The organism is Bacillus spizizenii TU-B-10 (genome assembly GCF_000227465.1).
Taxonomy (GTDB): Bacteria; Bacillota; Bacilli; order Bacillales; family Bacillaceae; genus Bacillus; species Bacillus spizizenii.
In genome coordinates this window covers 811,420-830,193 of the sequence record NC_016047.1, presented here as the reverse complement: position 1 = coordinate 830,193, position 18,774 = coordinate 811,420, and the positions used below count along the sequence as shown (strand labels likewise).

At 46.5% G+C, this 18,774-nt stretch carries 18 protein-coding genes and 2 riboswitches; all 18 genes read right to left on the bottom strand.

Going from position 1 to position 18,774, the window contains the following annotated elements; translation table 11 throughout:
- Positions 1-38: 38 nt before the first annotated feature.
- The 18 genes from purD to guaA all read right to left on the bottom strand — a co-directional run bounded on the left by purD (position 39) and on the right by guaA (position 18,714).
- Positions 39-1,307: a phosphoribosylamine--glycine ligase gene (gene purD / locus GYO_RS25990; RefSeq protein WP_014112923.1), complete on the bottom strand. Its 1,269-nt coding sequence runs from the start codon at positions 1,305-1,307 to the stop codon at positions 39-41.
- Positions 1,308-1,322: 15 nt separating this feature from the next.
- A complete protein-coding gene (purH, locus tag GYO_RS25985) occupies positions 1,323-2,861 on the bottom strand; it encodes a bifunctional phosphoribosylaminoimidazolecarboxamide formyltransferase/IMP cyclohydrolase (protein WP_014112922.1) in 1,539 nt (512 codons plus the stop codon).
- Entirely contained in the window at positions 2,858-3,445 is a 588-nt protein-coding gene (gene purN / locus GYO_RS25980) for a phosphoribosylglycinamide formyltransferase (protein ID WP_014112921.1), read from the bottom strand. The genes purH and purN overlap by 4 nt, the downstream gene beginning before the upstream one ends.
- Complete coding sequence (gene purM / locus GYO_RS25975; protein ID WP_014112920.1) at positions 3,442-4,482, bottom strand: phosphoribosylformylglycinamidine cyclo-ligase; 1,041 nt, start codon at positions 4,480-4,482, stop codon at positions 3,442-3,444. The genes purN and purM overlap by 4 nt, the downstream gene beginning before the upstream one ends.
- A gap of 100 nt (positions 4,483-4,582) precedes the next feature.
- Complete coding sequence (gene purF, locus GYO_RS25970; RefSeq protein WP_014112919.1) at positions 4,583-6,013, bottom strand: amidophosphoribosyltransferase; 1,431 nt, start codon at positions 6,011-6,013, stop codon at positions 4,583-4,585.
- Positions 5,989-8,217, bottom strand: coding sequence for a phosphoribosylformylglycinamidine synthase subunit PurL (purL, locus tag GYO_RS25965; RefSeq protein WP_014112918.1), 2,229 nt, complete (start codon positions 8,215-8,217; stop codon positions 5,989-5,991). The genes purF and purL overlap by 25 nt, the downstream gene beginning before the upstream one ends.
- Positions 8,201-8,884: a phosphoribosylformylglycinamidine synthase subunit PurQ gene (gene purQ / locus GYO_RS25960; protein WP_014112917.1), complete on the bottom strand. Its 684-nt coding sequence runs from the start codon at positions 8,882-8,884 to the stop codon at positions 8,201-8,203. Before purQ ends, purL begins: the two co-directional genes overlap by 17 nt.
- Entirely contained in the window at positions 8,881-9,135 is a 255-nt protein-coding gene (gene purS, locus GYO_RS25955; RefSeq protein ID WP_014112916.1) for a phosphoribosylformylglycinamidine synthase subunit PurS, read from the bottom strand. The genes purQ and purS overlap by 4 nt, the downstream gene beginning before the upstream one ends.
- On the bottom strand, positions 9,128-9,853 hold the full coding sequence (gene purC / locus GYO_RS25950) for a phosphoribosylaminoimidazolesuccinocarboxamide synthase (protein WP_014112915.1): 726 nt from the start codon (positions 9,851-9,853) through the stop codon (positions 9,128-9,130). Before purC ends, purS begins: the two co-directional genes overlap by 8 nt.
- A gap of 74 nt (positions 9,854-9,927) precedes the next feature.
- On the bottom strand, positions 9,928-11,223 hold the full coding sequence (gene purB / locus GYO_RS25945; RefSeq protein ID WP_014112914.1) for an adenylosuccinate lyase: 1,296 nt from the start codon (positions 11,221-11,223) through the stop codon (positions 9,928-9,930).
- Positions 11,220-12,362, bottom strand: a complete 1,143-nt coding sequence (gene purK, locus GYO_RS25940) for a 5-(carboxyamino)imidazole ribonucleotide synthase (protein ID WP_014112913.1) — start codon at positions 12,360-12,362, stop codon at positions 11,220-11,222. Before purK ends, purB begins: the two co-directional genes overlap by 4 nt.
- Entirely contained in the window at positions 12,355-12,843 is a 489-nt protein-coding gene (purE, locus tag GYO_RS25935) for a 5-(carboxyamino)imidazole ribonucleotide mutase (protein WP_003219405.1), read from the bottom strand. The genes purK and purE overlap by 8 nt, the downstream gene beginning before the upstream one ends.
- Before the next feature lie 140 nt (positions 12,844-12,983).
- A riboswitch (purine riboswitch) is annotated at positions 12,984-13,085 on the bottom strand.
- A gap of 79 nt (positions 13,086-13,164) precedes the next feature.
- Positions 13,165-13,362 (bottom strand): NETI motif-containing protein, encoded by a 198-nt coding sequence (locus tag GYO_RS25930; protein WP_014112912.1) that lies wholly within the window; start codon positions 13,360-13,362, stop codon positions 13,165-13,167.
- On the bottom strand, positions 13,362-13,916 hold the full coding sequence (locus GYO_RS25925; RefSeq protein ID WP_041520875.1) for a DUF2179 domain-containing protein: 555 nt from the start codon (positions 13,914-13,916) through the stop codon (positions 13,362-13,364). Before GYO_RS25925 ends, GYO_RS25930 begins: the two co-directional genes overlap by 1 nt.
- 214 nt (positions 13,917-14,130) lie before the next feature.
- Positions 14,131-14,298 (bottom strand): Fur-regulated basic protein FbpA, encoded by a 168-nt coding sequence (locus tag GYO_RS25920; RefSeq protein ID WP_014112910.1) that lies wholly within the window; start codon positions 14,296-14,298, stop codon positions 14,131-14,133.
- Positions 14,299-14,455: 157 nt separating this feature from the next.
- Positions 14,456-15,259, bottom strand: coding sequence for a DUF6574 domain-containing protein (locus tag GYO_RS25915; protein WP_014112909.1), 804 nt, complete (start codon positions 15,257-15,259; stop codon positions 14,456-14,458).
- A 209-nt stretch (positions 15,260-15,468) separates the two neighbouring features.
- The gene (pbuG, locus tag GYO_RS25910; protein WP_014112908.1) at positions 15,469-16,791 is read right to left on the bottom strand and encodes a hypoxanthine/guanine permease PbuG; all 1,323 of its coding nucleotides are present in this window, start codon (positions 16,789-16,791) and stop codon (positions 15,469-15,471) included.
- A gap of 135 nt (positions 16,792-16,926) precedes the next feature.
- Positions 16,927-17,028: riboswitch (purine riboswitch) on the bottom strand.
- 144 nt (positions 17,029-17,172) lie between these two features.
- Positions 17,173-18,714, bottom strand: a complete 1,542-nt coding sequence (guaA, locus tag GYO_RS25905) for a glutamine-hydrolyzing GMP synthase (RefSeq protein WP_014112906.1) — start codon at positions 18,712-18,714, stop codon at positions 17,173-17,175.
- Between the last annotated feature and the right edge of the window lie 60 nt (positions 18,715-18,774).

Sequence of the window (18,774 nt, the reverse complement as noted above, 5' to 3'; positions counted from 1 at the left end):
TAAAAAACCCGCAGCTCAATCTGCGGGTTTTCATCATTTTATTTTTGAGCAGCCTTTAAAGCGCGTGCCCCAATGTCTTTTCTGAAAAAGAGTCCGGGCTTGATGATCTCATCAACGGCTTTATACACTCGGTCTCTCGCCGCTTCAAACGTTTCATCAAAAGCCGTCACATTGGCGACGCGGCCCCCGTTTGTGACGAACTCTCCATCTTCTGCTTTCGTTCCGGCATGGAAGACCACAACCTGCTCAGTTTCCGCTGCAAGGCTGCCGATCGGCGTGCCTTTTGCATAGCTTTCCGGGTACCCTTCTGAAGCAAGCACAACACTTACAGCCGCGGTATCCTTCCATCTTAAGTCAACTTCCTTATCATCCAAAAGATCAAGAAGCACCTGTACCAGATCAGATTCCATGCGCGGAAGCACGACCTGTGTTTCCGGATCGCCGAAACGGGCATTAAATTCGATGACCTTCGAGCCGTTTTCAGTAAGCATCAATCCCGCGTACAAAACGCCAGTGAAGGAACGGCCTTCTTGCACCATTGCTTTTGCAGCGGGCTTGACGATGGTTTCTACAGCATGGCGGATCATTTCTTCCGAAATTTGCGGAACTGGAGAGTAAGCGCCCATTCCGCCCGTATTGGGGCCTTTGTCTCCGTCAAACGCCCGCTTGTGATCCTGGGCAATCACCATTGGATACACCTTTTCTCCTTTGACGAATGCCATTAGAGAAAACTCTTCACCGGACAGAAATTCTTCAATAACAACGGACGCGCTCGCATCACCGAACTTCTCATCCTCAAGAAAATCATGCAGACATGCAATCGCTTCTTCCTCTGTCATGGCAACTGTAACGCCTTTTCCAGCCGCAAGTCCATCTGCTTTTATGACAATCGGAGCGCCTTTTTCCTGCACATATGCCTTCGCCTCTTCAAAGGATGTAAACGTGTCGTATTCTGCGGTCGGTATGTCGTATTTCTTCATTAAATCCTTAGCGAACTGTTTGCTTCCTTCGATGATCGCCGCGGCTTTTGACGGGCCGAACACGCGCAGACCCGCTTTTTCGAATTCATCCACCAGACCTTCAATTAAAGGAACCTCAGGGCCGACAATGGTCAGGCCGACCTGATTTTCTTTTGCAAACGAGACAAGCCCGGCGTGGTCGCTTTCCTCAATGTTTACAAGCTGTGCGGAAGCTGCCATGCCGTCATTTCCAGGAGCGGCAAATACGTTCTCGACGAGGCTGCTTTGCGCCACCTTCCATGCCAGCGTATGCTCTCTTCCGCCTTTACCGATAATTAATACATTCACGTCGTTTTCATCCCCTTAATGTTTGAAGTGTCTGATGCCGGTGAATACCATGGCAATGCCGTACTCATCCGCTTTTTTGATGGAATCCTCATCACGTACAGATCCCCCCGGCTGAATGATAGCCGTAACGCCTGCTTTTGCCGCTTCTTCAACAGTATCCGGCATTGGGAAAAATGCATCAGATCCAAGTGCGCTGCCTTTCGCTTTTTCACCTGCTTGCTCAATGGCGATTTTCGCTGATCCGACGCGGTTCATTTGGCCTGCTCCTACGCCGACTGTCATGTTGTCTTTCACAAGAACGATCGCATTTGATTTCACATGCTTTACGACTTTCCAAGCAAGCTTCAAGTCTTCCCACTCTTGCTCGTTCGGTTCTCTTTTTGTCGGAATGCTGATCTCAGCATCATCGAAGCCATGCATATCTAAATCTTGAATCAGCAGACCGCCTTGAACGGATGTCAACTGTTTTTCTTTTTGAACGGCAGCTGTCACATCAAGTGTCAGCAGACGAAGATTTTTCTTCGCAGTCAGGATATCAAGCGCTTCTTGGCTGAATGAAGGCGCAATGATGATTTCTAAGAAAATGTTGTGGAGCGCTTCGGCAGTTGCCTTGTCCACTTCACGGTTCAGCGCGATAATGCCGCCGAAGATAGATGTTTTATCCGCTTCAAACGCTCTGTCAAACGCTTCTGAGATTGTTTCCCCTGTTCCAACGCCGCACGGATTCATATGCTTCACGGCAACCGCAGCAGGCTCAGTGAATTCACGGACGATTTGAACTGCCGCATCCGCATCTTTAATGTTGTTATAAGAAAGCTCTTTGCCGTGGAGCTGTTCCGCTTGCGCAATGGAGCCTTTAACAGGAAGTGCTGTTTGATAGAATGTTGCTTCCTGATGCGGGTTTTCTCCGTAGCGAAGCGATTGTTTTTTCTCAAATGTTACAGTGAATTGTTCTGGTTCTTTTTCACCGACAACGTTTGTCAGATAGTCAGCGATCAGTGCATCATATGCCGCAGTATGACGGAATACTTTTGCCGCCAGCTCGCGTTTTTTCTGAAGGGATACGCCGCCTTCTTCTTTGATTTGATTCAGCACTGGGTTGTAATCCGCTGGATCAACGATAACCGTCACGTCCTGATGGTTTTTTGATGCCGCACGCAGCATGCCCGGTCCGCCGATGTCGATATTTTCGATCGCTTCTTCATATGTGACATCTTCTTTAGAAATCGTTTCTTTAAATGGATAGAGGTTGACGACAACGAGGTCAATCGGCTGAATCCCGTGTTCATTGATCTGCGCCATATGCTCTTCATTGCCGCGAACTGCTAGAAGACCGCCGTGAATATTCGGATGAAGTGTTTTGAGCCGTCCGTCCATAATTTCAGGAAAGCCTGTCACTTCAGAAATTCCGATGACATTCACACCGTTTTCTTGAAGAAGCTTTTTCGTTCCGCCTGTTGAAATCACTTCAACGCCAAGCTCTGTTAATTCTTTTACGAAAGGAACGAGATTTGTTTTATCTGAAACACTGATTAATGCACGTTTAATGGTCATGCCTTTTCACCTCTGTTATTTAATCCTAATAGCTGTTTAATTACACTCGGATACCATTTATGCTCAAGCTTGTGAATCCGCTGTTCAATTGTTTCCAATGTCTCATGTTCGTCAATTTCGATTGCCTTTTGAGCGATGATCGGGCCTGTATCCATTCCTTCATCGACATAATGCACGGTGATTCCGGCCACCTTCACACCCGCGCGGTACGCCTGTCCGACTGCGTCGATCCCAGGGAACGCCGGAAGAAGTGACGGGTGAATGTTAATGATTTTTCCTCCGTATGCCTGAAGCAGCGTATCACCTATCAGCCTCATATAACCGGCAAGAACAATCAATTCAACGTTGTGAAGATGAAGCTGTTCGATAATGGCCCGTTCAAATGCGGCCTTGTTTTCATAAGACTTGGGCTCAAATGCAAAGGATGGAATTTCAAATGTTTCCGCCCGTTCGATGACTGTCGCCTGCGGTTTGTCGCAAACGAGGAGCGATACGGACGCATCCCAGTTCTCCTCTTTCAAACGCGTGACGATGGCTTCGAAGTTTGAACCGTTTCCTGATGCAAATACCGCAAACTTTTTCATGAAAGTGCCGCACCGCCGAATGTGACGCCTTCGCCTTGTTTCACACGCCCGATCAAATAGGCTTTTTCGCCTTGGCTTTCAAGCGTTCCGATCACATCTGTCAGATGCTCTTCTTTGACTGCCAAAACAAAGCCGATGCCCATATTAAAGACGTTGAACATGTCTTCTTCCTTCAGCTTGCCGTACTCTTGCAGGAAAGAGAAAATCGGCGGAATCGGCCATGAGCCGTGATCGATTTCCGCACTTAAGCCTTCCGGAAGCATACGAGGGATATTTTCGATGAATCCTCCGCCTGTCACGTGTGCCATGCCGTCGACTTTTCCGCTTTTCACCGCGGCAAGCACAGGCTTCACATAAATTCTTGTCGGTTCAAGCAGTTCCTCGCCAAGCGGGCGGTCAAACGGTTCGTATGTTGTATCAAGATCCAGCTCCGCATCATCCAGAAGCACTTTTCTCACAAGGGAAAATCCGTTGCTGTGAAGGCCGCTGGAGCTAAGGCCGATCAAAAGATGGCCCTCTTTGATGTTTTCTCCAGTCACGATTTCGTCCTTTTCTACCACTCCGACTGAGAAACCGGCAATATCGTATTCATCGGCTGTATAGAGTCCCGGCATTTCAGCCGTTTCGCCGCCGACTAAGGCTGAACCTGATTGCTCACAGCCGTTCGCTACACCTTGTACGATCTGCTCAATTTTCATAGGGTCCGCTTTGCCGACCGCTAAATAATCGAGGAAAAACAACGGCTCTGCGCCTTGTGCCAGCACATCATTGACACACATCGCAACAGCGTCAACCCCAATCGTGTCATGCTTATCCATGGAAAAAGCGAGCTTTAATTTGGTGCCGACACCGTCCGTTCCCGAAATTAAAACAGGTTTTTGATAAGAAAGCTCAGACAGGTCAAACATGCCGCCAAAACCGCCGAGGCTGCCCATAACGCCAAGCCGTTTTGTGCGCTCCACATGTTTTTTCATTCGTTTTACAGCTTCATATCCGGCTTCGATGTCAACTCCTGCGTTTTTATATGCTTCAGACATCCTATTCACTCCTTTAAGGCGCTTTTCAAAATATCTCCCCGAACGAGGGCAGAAAGAGAAAGGCAGCCGAACTGCGCTGCCTTTATGTCATTTTCAAGTTTTATTTGGTTAATACTGCTTCTTTTACATGAGGAAGCACTGTATCCTGGTAAATTTCAGTCGGATATTTTCCTGTAAAGCAAGCGAGACACTGTCCGCAATTAGAGTCATCGTATTTTCTGCCGATGCCTTTCAGCAGCCCTTCCACACTCAAAAATGAGAGGGTGTCCGCCCCGATTTCCTGACGGATTTCTTCAACAGAATGGGAAGATGCGATCAGTTCTTCATGGGTGGACGTATCAATGCCGTAAAAGCACGGATGAGCGATCGGCGGTGAACTGATTTTCACATGCACCTCTGTTGCACCCGCTTCTCTGAGCATCGTGACAATCCGGCGGCTTGTTGTTCCTCGCACGATAGAGTCATCTACCATAACGACGCGTTTGCCTTCCACAACCCCGCGCACCGCTGATAGCTTCATTCTGACGCCTTGCTCGCGCAGAGCCTGGGACGGCTGAATAAACGTTCTGCCGACATAGCGGTTTTTGATTAAGCCCAGCTCGTACGGGATGCCTGTTGCTTCTGCATACCCGATCGCCGCAGAAATACTGGAATCCGGAACCCCTGTTACGACGTCAGCTTCAACTGCGGATTCCTGAGCCAGCATTTTCCCAAGGTTTTTACGCGCACTGTGCACGTTAATGCCGTCAATGTTACTGTCAGGTCTTGAGAAATAAATGTACTCCATGCTGCAAATGGACCGGTTGATATTCATAGAGAATCGCTCTGATTTCATGCCTTCATCATTGATGATTAGCATTTCTCCCGGTTCTACCTCACGAAGATACGTTGCGCCGACGACATCAAATGCGCATGTTTCTGATGCGACCACATAAGCGTCGCCCAGCATGCCGATGGATAGCGGTCTAAGCCCGTTTGGGTCAAGCGCGACGATCATTTCTGTTTCGGTCATGATCAGGAATGCGTATGCACCTTTCAGCATGGAAAGCGAGTTTTTAATTTGATCCTTCAGCGTGAAGTGGCCGCTTCTTTTGATCAGGTGAGCCAAAACCTCTGTGTCCGAAGAGGTTTGAAAAATGCTCCCTTGATTTTCGAGCTGCTGCTTCAGCTGAGTGGCGTTGACAAGGTTTCCGTTATGAGCAAGCGCCAAGCTGCCATTGTTTTGGGAACGGAAGAGGAGCGGCTGTACATTTTCGTATCCGCCGCCTCCAGCCGTCGCATACCGAACGTGCCCGATTGCGCCTTTTCCCTTTACTTTGCTAAGCTCACCATTTTGAAACACTTCAGTGATCAGCCCTTGGCCTTTGTGCGCCGTCAGCTTTTCACCGTCAGTCGCTACAATGCCCGCACCCTCCTGTCCTCGGTGCTGGAGGCTGTGGAGTCCGTAATACGTGATTTGCGGGGCTTCTTCATGTCCCCAAATCCCAAATACGCCGCACTCTTCATTTAAGCCTTTGATTTCAGCAAGCATGGGATAGCTCCTTTCCATGCGCGCTCAAGCTCTTTCGTTTGCGCATGAATCAATTGTTGTCCGTCTTGGTTTTGAATCGCCAGAAGACCATCAGCTGTTACCTCACCGATATGAACTGCATCTTTCACAGCTGCTTCAAATGCTGCTTGATGTTCTTTTTTCACTGAAACGACGAAGCGGGATTGAGATTCAGAGAATAATAATGCTGCTTCCCCTTCAACAGTCACGTTCGCGCCAAGATTTTCCGTCGTCATGACACTTTCTGCAATCGCTACGCCTAAGCCGCCTTCAGACACATCATGCGCAGATTGAACAAAGCCTTTTTTAATCGCATCAAGCAATGCTCTTTGGCGTGACAGTTCTACATCAAGATCGATTTGCGGTGCTTTTCCGTAAATACTGCCTTCTGTCATTTTTTGCAGCTCGCTTCCGGCAAACTCAGGTTTTGTTTCGCCAATCACGTATACGAGATCTCCCGCTTGTTTGAAATGCTGTGTTGTAATGTGTTTTGTATCTTCAATTAAGCCGACCATGCCGATAACAGGTGTCGGGTAGATCGCCGTGCCGTTTGATTCGTTATAAAGCGATACGTTTCCGCCGATAACCGGTGTGCTGAGAACACGGCACGCCTCGCTGATGCCGTCAGCCGCTTTTTCGATCTGCCAGAAGATTTCCGGTTTCTCCGGGTTTCCAAAGTTAAGGTTATCTGTGACTGCAAGCGGTTCTGCGCCTGAGCAAATGATGTTGCGCGCCGCTTCAGCGACAGCAATTTTCCCGCCGACTTCAGGATCGAGATAGAGATAACGCGCGTTACAGTCTGTCGTCATCGCCAGCGCCTTTTTCGTTCCGCGGATTCTGAGAACACCCGCATCAGACCCAGGAGCGACAACGGTATTCGTCCGCACCATGTAGTCATACTGATCGTAAACCCACTCTTTGCTTGCAATCGTCGGCTGCTGGAGGAGGGCCTTCAGCGTTTCATTCGCATCACCAATTTGGGGAGCCGGAACGTCTGTCTCTAAAAACTCGCGGTAGTAAGCAGGCTCTTGAGAAGGCTTGTGGTAAACCGGAGCTTCTTCTGCCAAGGCATCAACAGGCAGCTCACATACAACCTTACCTTTGTGTGTGAGGCGAAGCATTTTATCATCTGTTACACGTCCGACAGAAACCGCTTCAAGTTCGTACTTGTCAAAAATATCGATAATTTCCTGCTCACGTCCGCGCTCGATGACCAAAAGCATCCGTTCCTGTGATTCAGAAAGCATCATTTCATACGCAGTCATGCCTGTTTCACGCTGAGGGATCAGGTCAAGATTCATCTCAATACCAGAACCGGCTTTACTTGCCATTTCCGCACTTGAGCTTGTTAAACCGGCAGCTCCCATATCCTGAATGCCGACTAACGCATCACATTGGATGACTTCCAGACATGCTTCAAGCAAAAGCTTCTCCATAAACGGATCGCCGACTTGAACAGCAGAGCGCTTTTCTTCAGACGAATCAGACATTTCTTCAGATGCAAACGTAGCGCCGTGGATCCCGTCACGCCCCGTTTTCGCTCCTACGTACATTACTGTGTTGCCGACACCCTTCGCCTGGCCTTTTTTGATGTCTTCATGGTTGATTAAACCGACGCACATTGCGTTGACGAGCGGATTACCTTCATAGCTGCTGTCAAACTGCACTTCTCCGCCGACTGTCGGGATGCCGATACAGTTGCCGTATCCGGCGATACCCGCTACTACTTCTTCAAACAAGTACTTCACGCGCGGTGAAGTCAGTTCACCAAATCGAAGAGAGTTCAATACAGCGATTGGACGGGCACCCATTGAGAAAACGTCACGGATAATGCCGCCTACGCCAGTCGCAGCGCCTTGGTAAGGTTCGAGAGCTGATGGGTGGTTATGTGATTCAATTTTGAACACAACCGCTTGGTTGTCACCGATATCAACGATTCCGGCGCCTTCCCCCGGACCTTGCAGCACACGCTCTCCGCTTGTCGGGAATTTACGCAGAATCGGCTTTGAGTTTTTGTAGCTGCAATGCTCTGACCACATGACAGAAAAAATTCCGATTTCTGTGTAGTTCGGCAATCTGCCAAGAATGGATTCAATCAATGCAAACTCATCATCACTGACACCCATTTGCTGATACATTTTCTCTTCTTTTATTTGTTCTTTACTTGGTTCAAGCAGTAGTGACATGAGTTTCCCTCCAATTTTTCACGATAGACTGAAACAATTTAAGACCGTCGGCGCTTCCAAGCAGTTCATCGACCGCGCGCTCAGGGTGAGGCATCATGCCTAATACGTTGCCTTTCTCATTCACGACACCGGCAATGTCGCTGACACTTCCATTAATATTGGAGCCGTATGTGAAAGCAATTTGATTGTTTTCTTTCAATGAAGCAAGCGTTTCGTCATCACAGTAGAAATTTCCTTCACCGTGGGCAACCGGGATTGTAATCGATTGGCCCTTTTCGTAGGAAGATGTGAATAATGTTTCATCGTTTTGTACAATTAATTCAACCGGACGGCAAATGAACTTCAAATCTTTGTTGCGTCTCATTGCGCCTGGCAGAAGGCCAAGCTCCTGTAAAATCTGGAATCCGTTGCAGACGCCAAGAACAGGTTTTCCTTCAGCGGCCGCCTGTTTGACAGCTGGCATAATATTCGCAAATCGGGCGATAGCGCCGCATCTCAAGTAATCGCCGTAAGAAAATCCTCCCGGAATTAACACGCCGTCGAAGCCGTCAAGGCTTGTTTCCTCATGCCAGACGTATTCCACTTCATGGCCGAGCTCATCCTTTACAGCATGATACATATCGATATCACAGTTGGAGCCGGGTAACACAATCACCGCAAATTTCACTGTGCGACTACCTCCTCAACCTCGTATCTGTAATCTTCAATCACTGTATTCGCAAGAAGTTTTTCGCACATTTCTCTTACCAGGACGTCAAGATCACGGTCAGATTTTTCAATGGTAAGCTCCATGTATTTTCCGATGCGCACATCTTGAACTTCGTTATAAGTCATACTGTGCAAGGCATGCTGGACAGCGCTCCCTTGTGGATCTAGTACACTTTCTTTTAAGCTGACATAAACTTTTACTTTATACATGATGAATGCCTCCCAGTCTTTTGAAAATCTCTTCGTATGCGTCGGTTAAGCTTCCCAGATTGCGTCTGAATAAATCTTTGTCCAGCTTTTCGTTCGTGTCTTTGTCCCACAAGCGGCATGTGTCAGGTGAAATTTCATCCGCCAAAAGCACTTGCCCGTCTGCATCTAAACCGAATTCAAGCTTGAAATCTATTAATCTGACATGACAATCGTCGAAAATGGCTTGAAGCTCTTCATTTACTGTTTTTGTAATGGACTTAATGGTTTCTACCTGCTCAGGAGTTGCTGCTTTTAAGAGCCAAATATGATCTTCTGTGATAAGCGGATCACCCAGCGCATCATCCTTGTAGTAAAACTCGATAATCGGCTGTTCAAGCTCTGTGCCTTCTGGAATGCCGAGACGTTTGGACATGCTTCCTGCTACCACATTTCTGACTACGACTTCAAGCGGCACAATCGTTACCTTTTTAATGAGCTGCTCTGTTTCCGAAATACGCTCGATAAAGTGGTTGTTAATGCCTTTAGCATGAAGGTGTTTGAAAATTAAGCTTGAAATCTCGTTATTTAAGCGCCCTTTTCCGCTGATTTCTGCTTTTTTCTCGCCGTTAAAAGCAGTGGCGGAGTCTTTATACACGACGTACAGCGTGTTTTCGTCATCGGTTTTGTAGATCTTTTTTGCTTTTCCTTCATATAAAAGTTCATTCTTCACAATATTCACGGAAGGCCTCCTAACCCGAATGTTGGGAATTTTCAAACTAAGACGGCATAGAAGAAGCCGCCTAAAAGCTTCTTCTATGCTAAACCTAAACGTTCAAAGATCAGATCAACATTTTTCAGATGGTAGTTGTAATCAAAGCAGTCAGCAATTTTTTCTGGAGAAAGACGGGACGTGATTTTCTCTTCCGCTTCCACAAGTTCACGGAACGGCACTTGTTTTTCCCACGCTTCCATTGCTTTTGGCTGTACTGTATCATAGGCTTCTTCACGAGTCAGGCCTGTGTCAATCAAGGCAAGCAGCACGCGCTGAGAGTAGATAAGGCCGAGTGTGCGGTCCATGTTGCGCTTCATGTTTTCCGGGAAGACCGTTAAGTTCTTCACGATGTTAGAGAAGCGGTTCAGCATGTAGTTCAGAGCGATTGTCGCATCCGGAAGAATAATCCGTTCTGCTGAAGAATGAGAAATATCGCGCTCATGCCATAATGGAACATTTTCGTAAGCCGTCATCATGTAGCCGCGGATCACGCGTGCCATGCCTGTCATGTTTTCAGAGCCGATCGGATTGCGTTTGTGCGGCATCGCAGATGAACCCTTTTGCCCTTTCGCGAAAAATTCCTCAACTTCGCGTGTTTCACTCTTTTGCAGTCCGCGGATTTCCACTGCGAATTTCTCGATGCTTGTCGCGATCAAAGCAAGTGTCGCCATATAGTCAGCATGGCGGTCACGCTGAAGGGTTTGAGTTGAAATCGGTGCTGCTTTCAATCCGAGCTTCTCACATACATATTGCTCAACAAACGGGTCAATGTTCGCATATGTGCCGACAGCGCCGGAAATCTTCCCAACCTCGATGCCTTCTTTCGCTTGTTTGAAACGCTCAAGATTCCGTTTCATTTCCTCATGCCAAAGCGCAAGTTTTAAGCCGAATGTTGTAGGCTCAGCGTGTACGCCGTGTGTGCGCCCCATCATGACTGTGTATTTATGTTCTTTCGCTTTTTCTTTTATAATGTCAACAAATCTCTCAAGGTCCTTGAGCAGAATATCGTTTGCCTGTTTTAATAAGTAAGAAAGAGCAGTATCAACAACGTCAGTTGACGTTAAGCCGTAGTGCACCCATTTTCTTTCTTCACCCAGTGATTCGGAAACGGCGCGTGTAAAAGCGACAACGTCATGGCGCGTGTCCTGTTCGATTTCTAAAATGCGGTTGATGTCAAATGACGCGTTCTCGCGCATGACCTTTACGTCTTCTTTCGGAATGACGCCCAGCTCCGCCCACGCTTCACAGGCAAGAATCTCTACCTCCAGCCATGCTTGAAATCTGTTTTCATCCGTCCAAATCGCGGACATTTCAGGTCTTGAATAACGTTCGATCATTCTGCTTGTCCTCCGTCTCTATTCATCCATTTATTTGTGATCTCCTGAATCCAATGGTCTTCAGGCTGCTTCATAAATGTAATATGCCCCATTTTGCGGCCTTTTTTGATTTCATGTTTTCCGTATATATATAGCTTTGCTTCTTTTAAAAGCTCCGGCTCTTCCTCCACAAGCTTCACTTCATCGCCGAGAAGATTCACCATCATGCCCGGCTTCAGCAAATCTGTTTTCCCGAGCGGAAGGCCGCATACTGCTCTGATATGCTGTTCAAACTGGCTTGTCTCGCAAAGGTCCAGCGTATAATGCCCTGAATTGTGCGGTCTTGGCGCCAGTTCATTGACCAAAAGCTCTCCGTCTTCTGTCAGGAACGTCTCAACAGCAAGCGGTCCGACAAGGTTAAGCTCGTCTGCAAGCTTAACGGCTAAATCAGCAGCCTTCTTCTGAATCCCTTCCTCCACCCGTGCAGGCACGATGCTTTGGAAAAGAATATTGTTGTGGTGAATGTTTTCAGCTGCCGGAAATGTTGCAATTTCGCCGTTTACCGATCTGACGACGATCACCGACAGTTCCATTTTAAAAGAAACCCAGCTTTCGAGAATGCAGGTTCCGTGTTCTAAAAGAGCTGCAGCCTGCTCAATTTGCGCCTCTTCCTTGATTACAACTTGGCCTTTACCGTCGTATCCGCCGCGGCATGTTTTCAGGACTGCTGGAAGCCCAAGCTCCTGTACCGCCTGTTTCAGTTCATCCTTTGTTTTGACGATGCTGTACGGCGCGACTTCACAGCCCGCGGCTTGAATTGCTTTTTTCTCCGTTTCACGGTTTTGGGTAATGAGCAGCAGCTCACTTCCTTGCGGGAGATACGCATGACCTGTTAGCCAATGCAGCGCATCATAGTCGATGTTTTCAAACTCATACGTGATGATATCGCTGATTTCAGCCAATTTTCGAATCGCTTCACGGTCATTGTAATGAGCGGTAATTTCGATATCCGCAACCTGTCCGCACGGCGAATCTTTCACTGGATCAATGACCGCGACTTTATACCCCATTTGTTTGGCGGACACAGCCATCATTTTCCCAAGCTGGCCGCCGCCGATAATGCCGATTACAGCTCCCGGATAGATGATTTGTTTAGACAAGCTGATCACTGCTTTCTAACACCGTCTGTTTTGTATTTTCTCTTCTCTCATCCAGCTTACGGGCAAGGTCTTCGTCAAAAGCTGACAAAATTTGCGCCGCTAACAGGCCTGCGTTCACAGCGCCTGCTTTGCCGATGGCTGTTGTCGCAACAGGCACGCCTCCAGGCATTTGCACGATAGAAAGAAGTGAATCCAGCCCGTTCAGCGCCTTGGACTGAACCGGTACTCCAATGACCGGCAGAGTTGTTTTCGCCGCCGTCATCCCTGGAAGATGGGCCGCTCCTCCGGCACCGGCGATAATCACCTTGATGCCTCTTTCTCTGGCAGTTTCAGCGTATTCAAACATGAAATCAGGCGTCCGGTGAGCGGAAACGACCTTTTTTTCGTACGGAACATTGAGTTCGTCAAGTATGTCGCATGCGTTTTTCATTGTCTCCCAATCGGAAGTGCTTCCCATGATGATTCCTACTAGCGGCTGCATTCTGTTCCCACCTTCTAATGCTTTTGTTTTCAGAAAATAAAAAATACCCGCTCTGCATTGCACTTATGAGGAAGCAATACAAACCGGGCATGGTACATGTATCGTCAGTCGTTCGCTTCTGCGATATATCCATGTCAGTTTTATCGATCACTTTCCTGCATAGTCCGGCAATTTACGGTCGCCGGGTAGAAACTTATGGGCCATATTCCCAAGATTATATGAGGTCGTGTTTTGATTTCATGTTTATCTTAACAACGGACATGGATAATGTCAACGATATTATCGAACGATACAAAAATTCATTCAACTAATGTTCGTGTTTTAGATCAATTTCCCTTCAAATACGATTTTTTTCCCGCACGGAACGATCTGAATTGTCCCATTTTCCTTTTTCTCCATAAAAATAGGCTCTTCCATTCGCCTTACAGGCAGATATCCTTCTTCTTTCATTTGCTGAAGCACCGCATCAATCGTTTGCTGCTCTGTTACTTCAAACTTTTTCTTCTTCGGCTTTGCCATTATTCTTTAATTCTCCTCTTCTTCACCGCTTTGACCCAGAAGCCGCCATGGATTGTTTTTGGTTCATACGCAATAATAAAAGCTTTTGAATCAAGTGTTTTAATCGTATCATATAGCTGAAGTTCATATCTTCTCGGCGTCAGAATCTGAAGGGCGGTGCGGTCACCTTCAAGCCCGCCGGCCACCCAGTTTGTCACGCCGTAGCCTTTTTCACGGAGCTGCCTCGGAAGATCAAGATCGAGCTCCTTCGTAATCACATTGACCATAATATAGCCAAGCGCCAATTTTTCTTCTATTTTCATGCCGACAATCACGCCAAGACCGTAACCGAGCGCGTACGCGATCACATTTTGAATCTGGTCTAAGTTATCGAGCACTAGACTCAGCCCTGTCACATAAACCAGTATTTCAATCGTACTGATGCCGGCCGCTAAATAACGCTGGCCTTTCAGCGTTAAAATCATTCTTATCGTAAAAAATGACACATAGACAATATTAATAATGAGAATTATGAGAACCATGGCTAACCCATTTGATAAGATGGTTTGCATCATTTTATTTCATCCCCCTACTCTTCATCTTGCATAAAGCATTCATATTCTACTAGAGAAATGAGTCGTTTACAATGAGCTGAGGCCATGAACCTAAGGAAAATATTTCGACACGCTTTATGAGAGTGAACAGTAGTAGTTTACCCTCTTTCTCACCTTTTCAAAATCAAAATAAAAAAGCCCGCTTTTCAGCAGACTCACCTCTTCTCATATATTGTCAGATCTCTTTTTTCATTTTCAGAAGGGACTTGTATTCTTTCTCAAGCTCACTCAGCGTATAATGAGCCAGCTGTTCCCCTCTTCCCTGATAAAATTCCGAGAGCAGTAATTTGGTTTTTAAAAATTGTTTCTTTTGATTAATCGCTCGGCGAAGTAAATCAGCCATGTCCATCATCCTCCTTAAACATAAAGGTTTGTGCGCTGGACGTTTACAGCATTTTCCCTATCATACATGGATTAATCCTACAAATCAACTATGTTTTTTAGATATATTTGTAAAAAGTGTGACATAAAAAACCGGCTTGGATTAGCCGGTTTTTTCATTAAAGCGGAATCAGCGACGCCGTAAAATATTCAGAAATCAACGGCCAAGTCACTGCCGCAAACAGCAGCGCTATCGCAACCACAGCAAATACACAATAGATATAGTCAATCGGTGCATCCTGTGCCGCCTGATACAGACGCTGCACATACAGCGCCATCATAAAAAAGATCGAAAACAATATCAGCACTGTAAACAGAACTGTCAGCATCGGGATATTCACGATCGCAAAGATCAGCCAAAGGATTGAAACAGCAATCACTGGTACAAGCAATGAACCCAAACCGGCAGCCGCTTCCCTGAACGTCACCTTCTGCTTCATCATATAGCGGGAGACGGCCCATACGGCTAAGACCATTACCGCGAAAAAGAGAAGCAAATACACAAGAACGACTAAAAATCCGTCATAAAAAGCGTGATGGCGTTCTCCGAAACCGAGCGGCCGATTCCAGCTCGCCTTTAACTGAAACCAGTTCCCGATTGAAAAGATCATACTGAATATAAGCATTGAAATCAAACCATACTTATAATGAGAAAAACCATCCGCTACGACGGTTTTCGCCGGTGATTTCAAAATCGAGAACGCAAAACCGCAATATCTGTTGATGGCTGCCCATACAGACGCAAGCTTGTCTTTAGCAGTTGATACACCGCGTTCCTGGTGCGGTTTCTGCTTTTGTTTTTGCTTCTGCTTGCTTTGCCTGCTGGCATTTCTGGACATTCTCGATAGCGGTTCTTCATCTGCATCTATTCTTTCACTCTGGTTAACTTCTTCTTCAAACGTTTCTTTTCTTTCTTCCGTCATGTCAGCAACTCCTATCAAAAAAATACGGCGGAATACCATTCAGCAAGAAAATAAAACACTTATATAAGGTACCGAAGCCTTCCTGAACAGTCAAGTCATTTCCATTTAAGTAAAGCATGGCGGCACATCTACATGACGGTATATCGTATGAAATGGTTTTACCTTTTGCAACAAAAAAACCAGCCGCCTTGGCAGCTGGTTTTCATTCCTTATTTTAAGAAGATAAAGTACAGGATAAATACGGCAAACAGTCCGTACATGATCGGATGAACCTCTTTGGCTTTTCCTTTGCACACCATTGTAATCGGATAGAAAATAAATCCGATAGCAATCCCGGTCGCAATGCTGTACGTTAACGGCATCATGATCATGGTAAGGAAAGCGGGAACGGCCACCTCGAACTTATCCCAAGCGATTTTGCCAAGCGGCGCCACCATCAATGCACCAACAATAATAAGCGCCGGCGCTGTTACATTTGATGTAACGACTGATAAAAGCGGCGAGAAAAACGTAGCCAGTAAAAAGAGAATACCTGTTACAATTGCCGCAAATCCTGAACGGGCGCCCGCAGCGACACCTGAGCTTGATTCAACGTAAGAAGTTGTGGTAGACGTACCAAGCACGGCACCGATTACAATGGAAGATGAATCAGCTAAAAGCGCACGGCCCGCACGCGGCAATTTGTTTTCCTTCATTAAACCAGCTTGAGTTGCCACAGCAACAAGTGTACCCGCTGTATCAAAAAATCCGACAAATAAGAAAGTTAAAATGACGATCAGCATTTGTACGGAGAAAATATCCGGCAGGTGAATCCAAGCTTGTCCGAAAGTCGGCGCAAGGCTCGGCACACTTCCGACGATTTGAGACGGTACTGGAACCAAACCAAAAATCATGCCGGCAACTGCTGTTAACAGCATCCCGATAAACACGCCCGCGTTAACGCGAAGCACCATTAAAATAACCGTTACAATCACACCGAAAATCGTTAACAACACAGGACCGCTGTGAATGTTTCCGATGGTGACGAGGGTAGAAGGGTTTGCAGTAATGATTCCTGAACCTTGTAATCCAACAAATGTAATAAACAGGCCGATACCCGCGCCGACTGCCAATTTCAGCTCAGGCGGGATGGCGTTGATGATCTTCTCACGAAAACCTGTTAAAGAAAGAGCAACAAAAATAAGACCTGAAATAAAAACACCAGACAAAGCTGCCTGCCAGGAAATGCCCATGCCAAGGACGACAGAAAACGCAAAAAACGCGTTGAGCCCCATACCGGGCGCAATGGCGATCGGATATCTCGCTATCAATCCCATTAAAATACAGCCTGCTGCAGACGCCAGCGCTGTTGCTGTAAAGACCGCACCTTGGTCAATTCTCAGCGCCTCCGGAAAATCTTTCACGCTCTCCAAAGCAAGTGTAATCGGATTGACGAACAGAATATATGCCATAGATAAAAAAGTCGTTAATCCGCCAATGATTTCATTGCGATAGCTGGTGCCCAGCTCATCAAACTGAAAAAACGTTTTCAAGCTATTTGACTCCCTTCACTCTTTGCTATTTATTCTGTCCTGAAAACGCCAAATAAAAAACGCCCCAATACATTTTGGGACGCTTGACTACAGACGGATTTCAGTTTGAATAAATAAACGTGTTTTATTTATATCAAACGAAAGAAATGTTTACGTAGTCAAGCCATTTACGGTAGCTTGGTAGAGACTTGCGAGCCATATCCCCGCGATTATACGAATTCATCTTATTTGATTTCTGTGTCTATTGTACCAACTTCAATTTGAAATGACAATATAAATAAACGAACAATAGTCGGATGAAATTCGATTTTGTTCGTAATAAACAGAAAAAACCATCTTCTTGGCAAAATCGCCAAAAAGATGGTTTCCGTTAATTGATTATTATTCCCACTCAATCGTCGCAGGCGGCTTACTTGTAATATCGTACACCACGCGGTTAATGTGCTTCACTTCGTTTACGATACGTGTAGAAATGACTTCTAGCACATCCCACGGGATACGCGCCCAGTCAGATGTCATGCCGTCGATTGATGTAACGGCGCGAATTCCGATTGTGTAATCATATGTTCTTGCATCACCCATAACACCAACGCTGCGGATGTCAGGAAGAACAGTGAAGTATTGCCAGATATCACGCTCTAACCCGTGATTTGCTACTTCTTCACGCAAAATCGCATCTGATTCGCGAACGATTTCCAGTTTTTCTTCTGTTACTTCACCAAGAACGCGGATTCCGAGGCCCGGTCCTGGGAAAGGCTGGCGCCATACGATTTCATCCGGAATGCCGAGCTCTGTGCCAAGCGCGCGCACTTCGTCTTTGAAGAGCGTGTTTAACGGCTCGATCAGTTCAAACTGCATGTCTTCAGGAAGCCCGCCGACATTGTGGTGAGATTTGATCGTTTGCGCCGTTGCAGTACCGCTCTCGATGATATCTGTGTAAAGCGTTCCTTGTGCAAGGTAGTCGATGCCTTTGAGCTTGTCCGCTTCATCATCGAACACGTAAATGAATTCATTACCGATGATTTTGCGTTTTTGCTCAGGGTCAGAAACGCCTTTTAGTTTATTTAAGAATCTGTCTTTCGCGTCTACTTTAATCACGTTCATGTTAAAGCCTTCGCTGAATGTTTTCATAACACCTTCAGCCTCGCCTTTACGGAGAAGACCATGGTCTACAAAGATACAAGTCAGCTGGTCGCCGATCGCTTTATGAATCAAAACAGCAACAACAGAGGAATCAACGCCGCCGCTTAGCGCGCAAAGAACCTGTTTGTCCCCGACCGTTTCACGGATTTTTTGCATTTCGATTTCGATAAAGTTCTCCATTGACCATTTGCCTTCACAATCGCAAACGCCGAATACAAAGTTTTTCAGAAGGTCATTGCCGTATTCAGAGTGGCGCACTTCCGGGTGGAATTGAACGCCGTACCATCTTTTGTCGGCTTTGCTCATCGCTGAATTCGGGCAGTGATGGCTTGTCGCGTCAACAGTGAAGCCTTCAGGAACTTCTACAACCAAATCGCCATGGCTCATCCAAACCACTTGTTCGTTCGGAAGATCTTTGAACAAATCAGGTGTGCCTTCGATGTGGATGTTTGCTTTTCCGTATTCACGCTGGCTTGCCGCTTCAACTTTACCGCCAAGGTAATGAGTCATCAGCTGCATGCCGTAGCAAATTCCCAAAACAGGAATATCAAGCTCGAAGATTTTCTCGTCACAGCGGAAAGAGTTTTCATCATACACACTGTTTGGACCGCCGGATAAAATAATTCCTTTTGGATTCATTTCTTTAATTTCTTCAGCCGTCAATGTATGGGGATGCAGCTCGCTGTATACACCGAATTCACGGATACGGCGTGTAATCAGCTGGTTATACTGACTGCCGAAATCAAGGACAAGAATCATTTCATTCACTAACTTTGTCATGGTTGTCACCTAATCTCCTCTAAGTTTTTTGACACAGAAAAAAACGAGGACAGATATGAA

Bases quoted from the DNA above. Each gene is read 5' to 3' on its own strand.
- purF (WP_014112919.1), bottom strand. From the start codon at position 6,013: ATGCTTGCTGAAATCAAAGGCTTAAATGAAGAGTGCGGCGTATTTGGG.
- GYO_RS25930 (WP_014112912.1), bottom strand. From the start codon at position 13,362: ATGGCAAAGCCGAAGAAGAAAAAGTTTGAAGTAACAGAGCAGCAAACG.
- purN (WP_014112921.1), bottom strand. From the start codon at position 3,445: ATGAAAAAGTTTGCGGTATTTGCATCAGGAAACGGTTCAAACTTCGAA.
- purH (WP_014112922.1), bottom strand. From the start codon at position 2,861: ATGACCATTAAACGTGCATTAATCAGTGTTTCAGATAAAACAAATCTC.
- purE (WP_003219405.1), bottom strand. From the start codon at position 12,843: ATGCAGCCGCTAGTAGGAATCATCATGGGAAGCACTTCCGATTGGGAG.
- GYO_RS25925 (WP_041520875.1), bottom strand. From the start codon at position 13,916: ATGATGCAAACCATCTTATCAAATGGGTTAGCCATGGTTCTCATAATT.
- purB (WP_014112914.1), bottom strand. From the start codon at position 11,223: ATGATCGAACGTTATTCAAGACCTGAAATGTCCGCGATTTGGACGGAT.
- purS (WP_014112916.1), bottom strand. From the start codon at position 9,135: ATGTATAAAGTAAAAGTTTATGTCAGCTTAAAAGAAAGTGTACTAGAT.
- purL (WP_014112918.1), bottom strand. From the start codon at position 8,217: ATGTCACTACTGCTTGAACCAAGTAAAGAACAAATAAAAGAAGAGAAA.
- purM (WP_014112920.1), bottom strand. From the start codon at position 4,482: ATGTCTGAAGCATATAAAAACGCAGGAGTTGACATCGAAGCCGGATAT.
- guaA (WP_014112906.1), bottom strand. From the start codon at position 18,714: ATGACAAAGTTAGTGAATGAAATGATTCTTGTCCTTGATTTCGGCAGT.
- GYO_RS25920 (WP_014112910.1), bottom strand. From the start codon at position 14,298: ATGGCTGATTTACTTCGCCGAGCGATTAATCAAAAGAAACAATTTTTA.
- GYO_RS25915 (WP_014112909.1), bottom strand. From the start codon at position 15,259: ATGACGGAAGAAAGAAAAGAAACGTTTGAAGAAGAAGTTAACCAGAGT.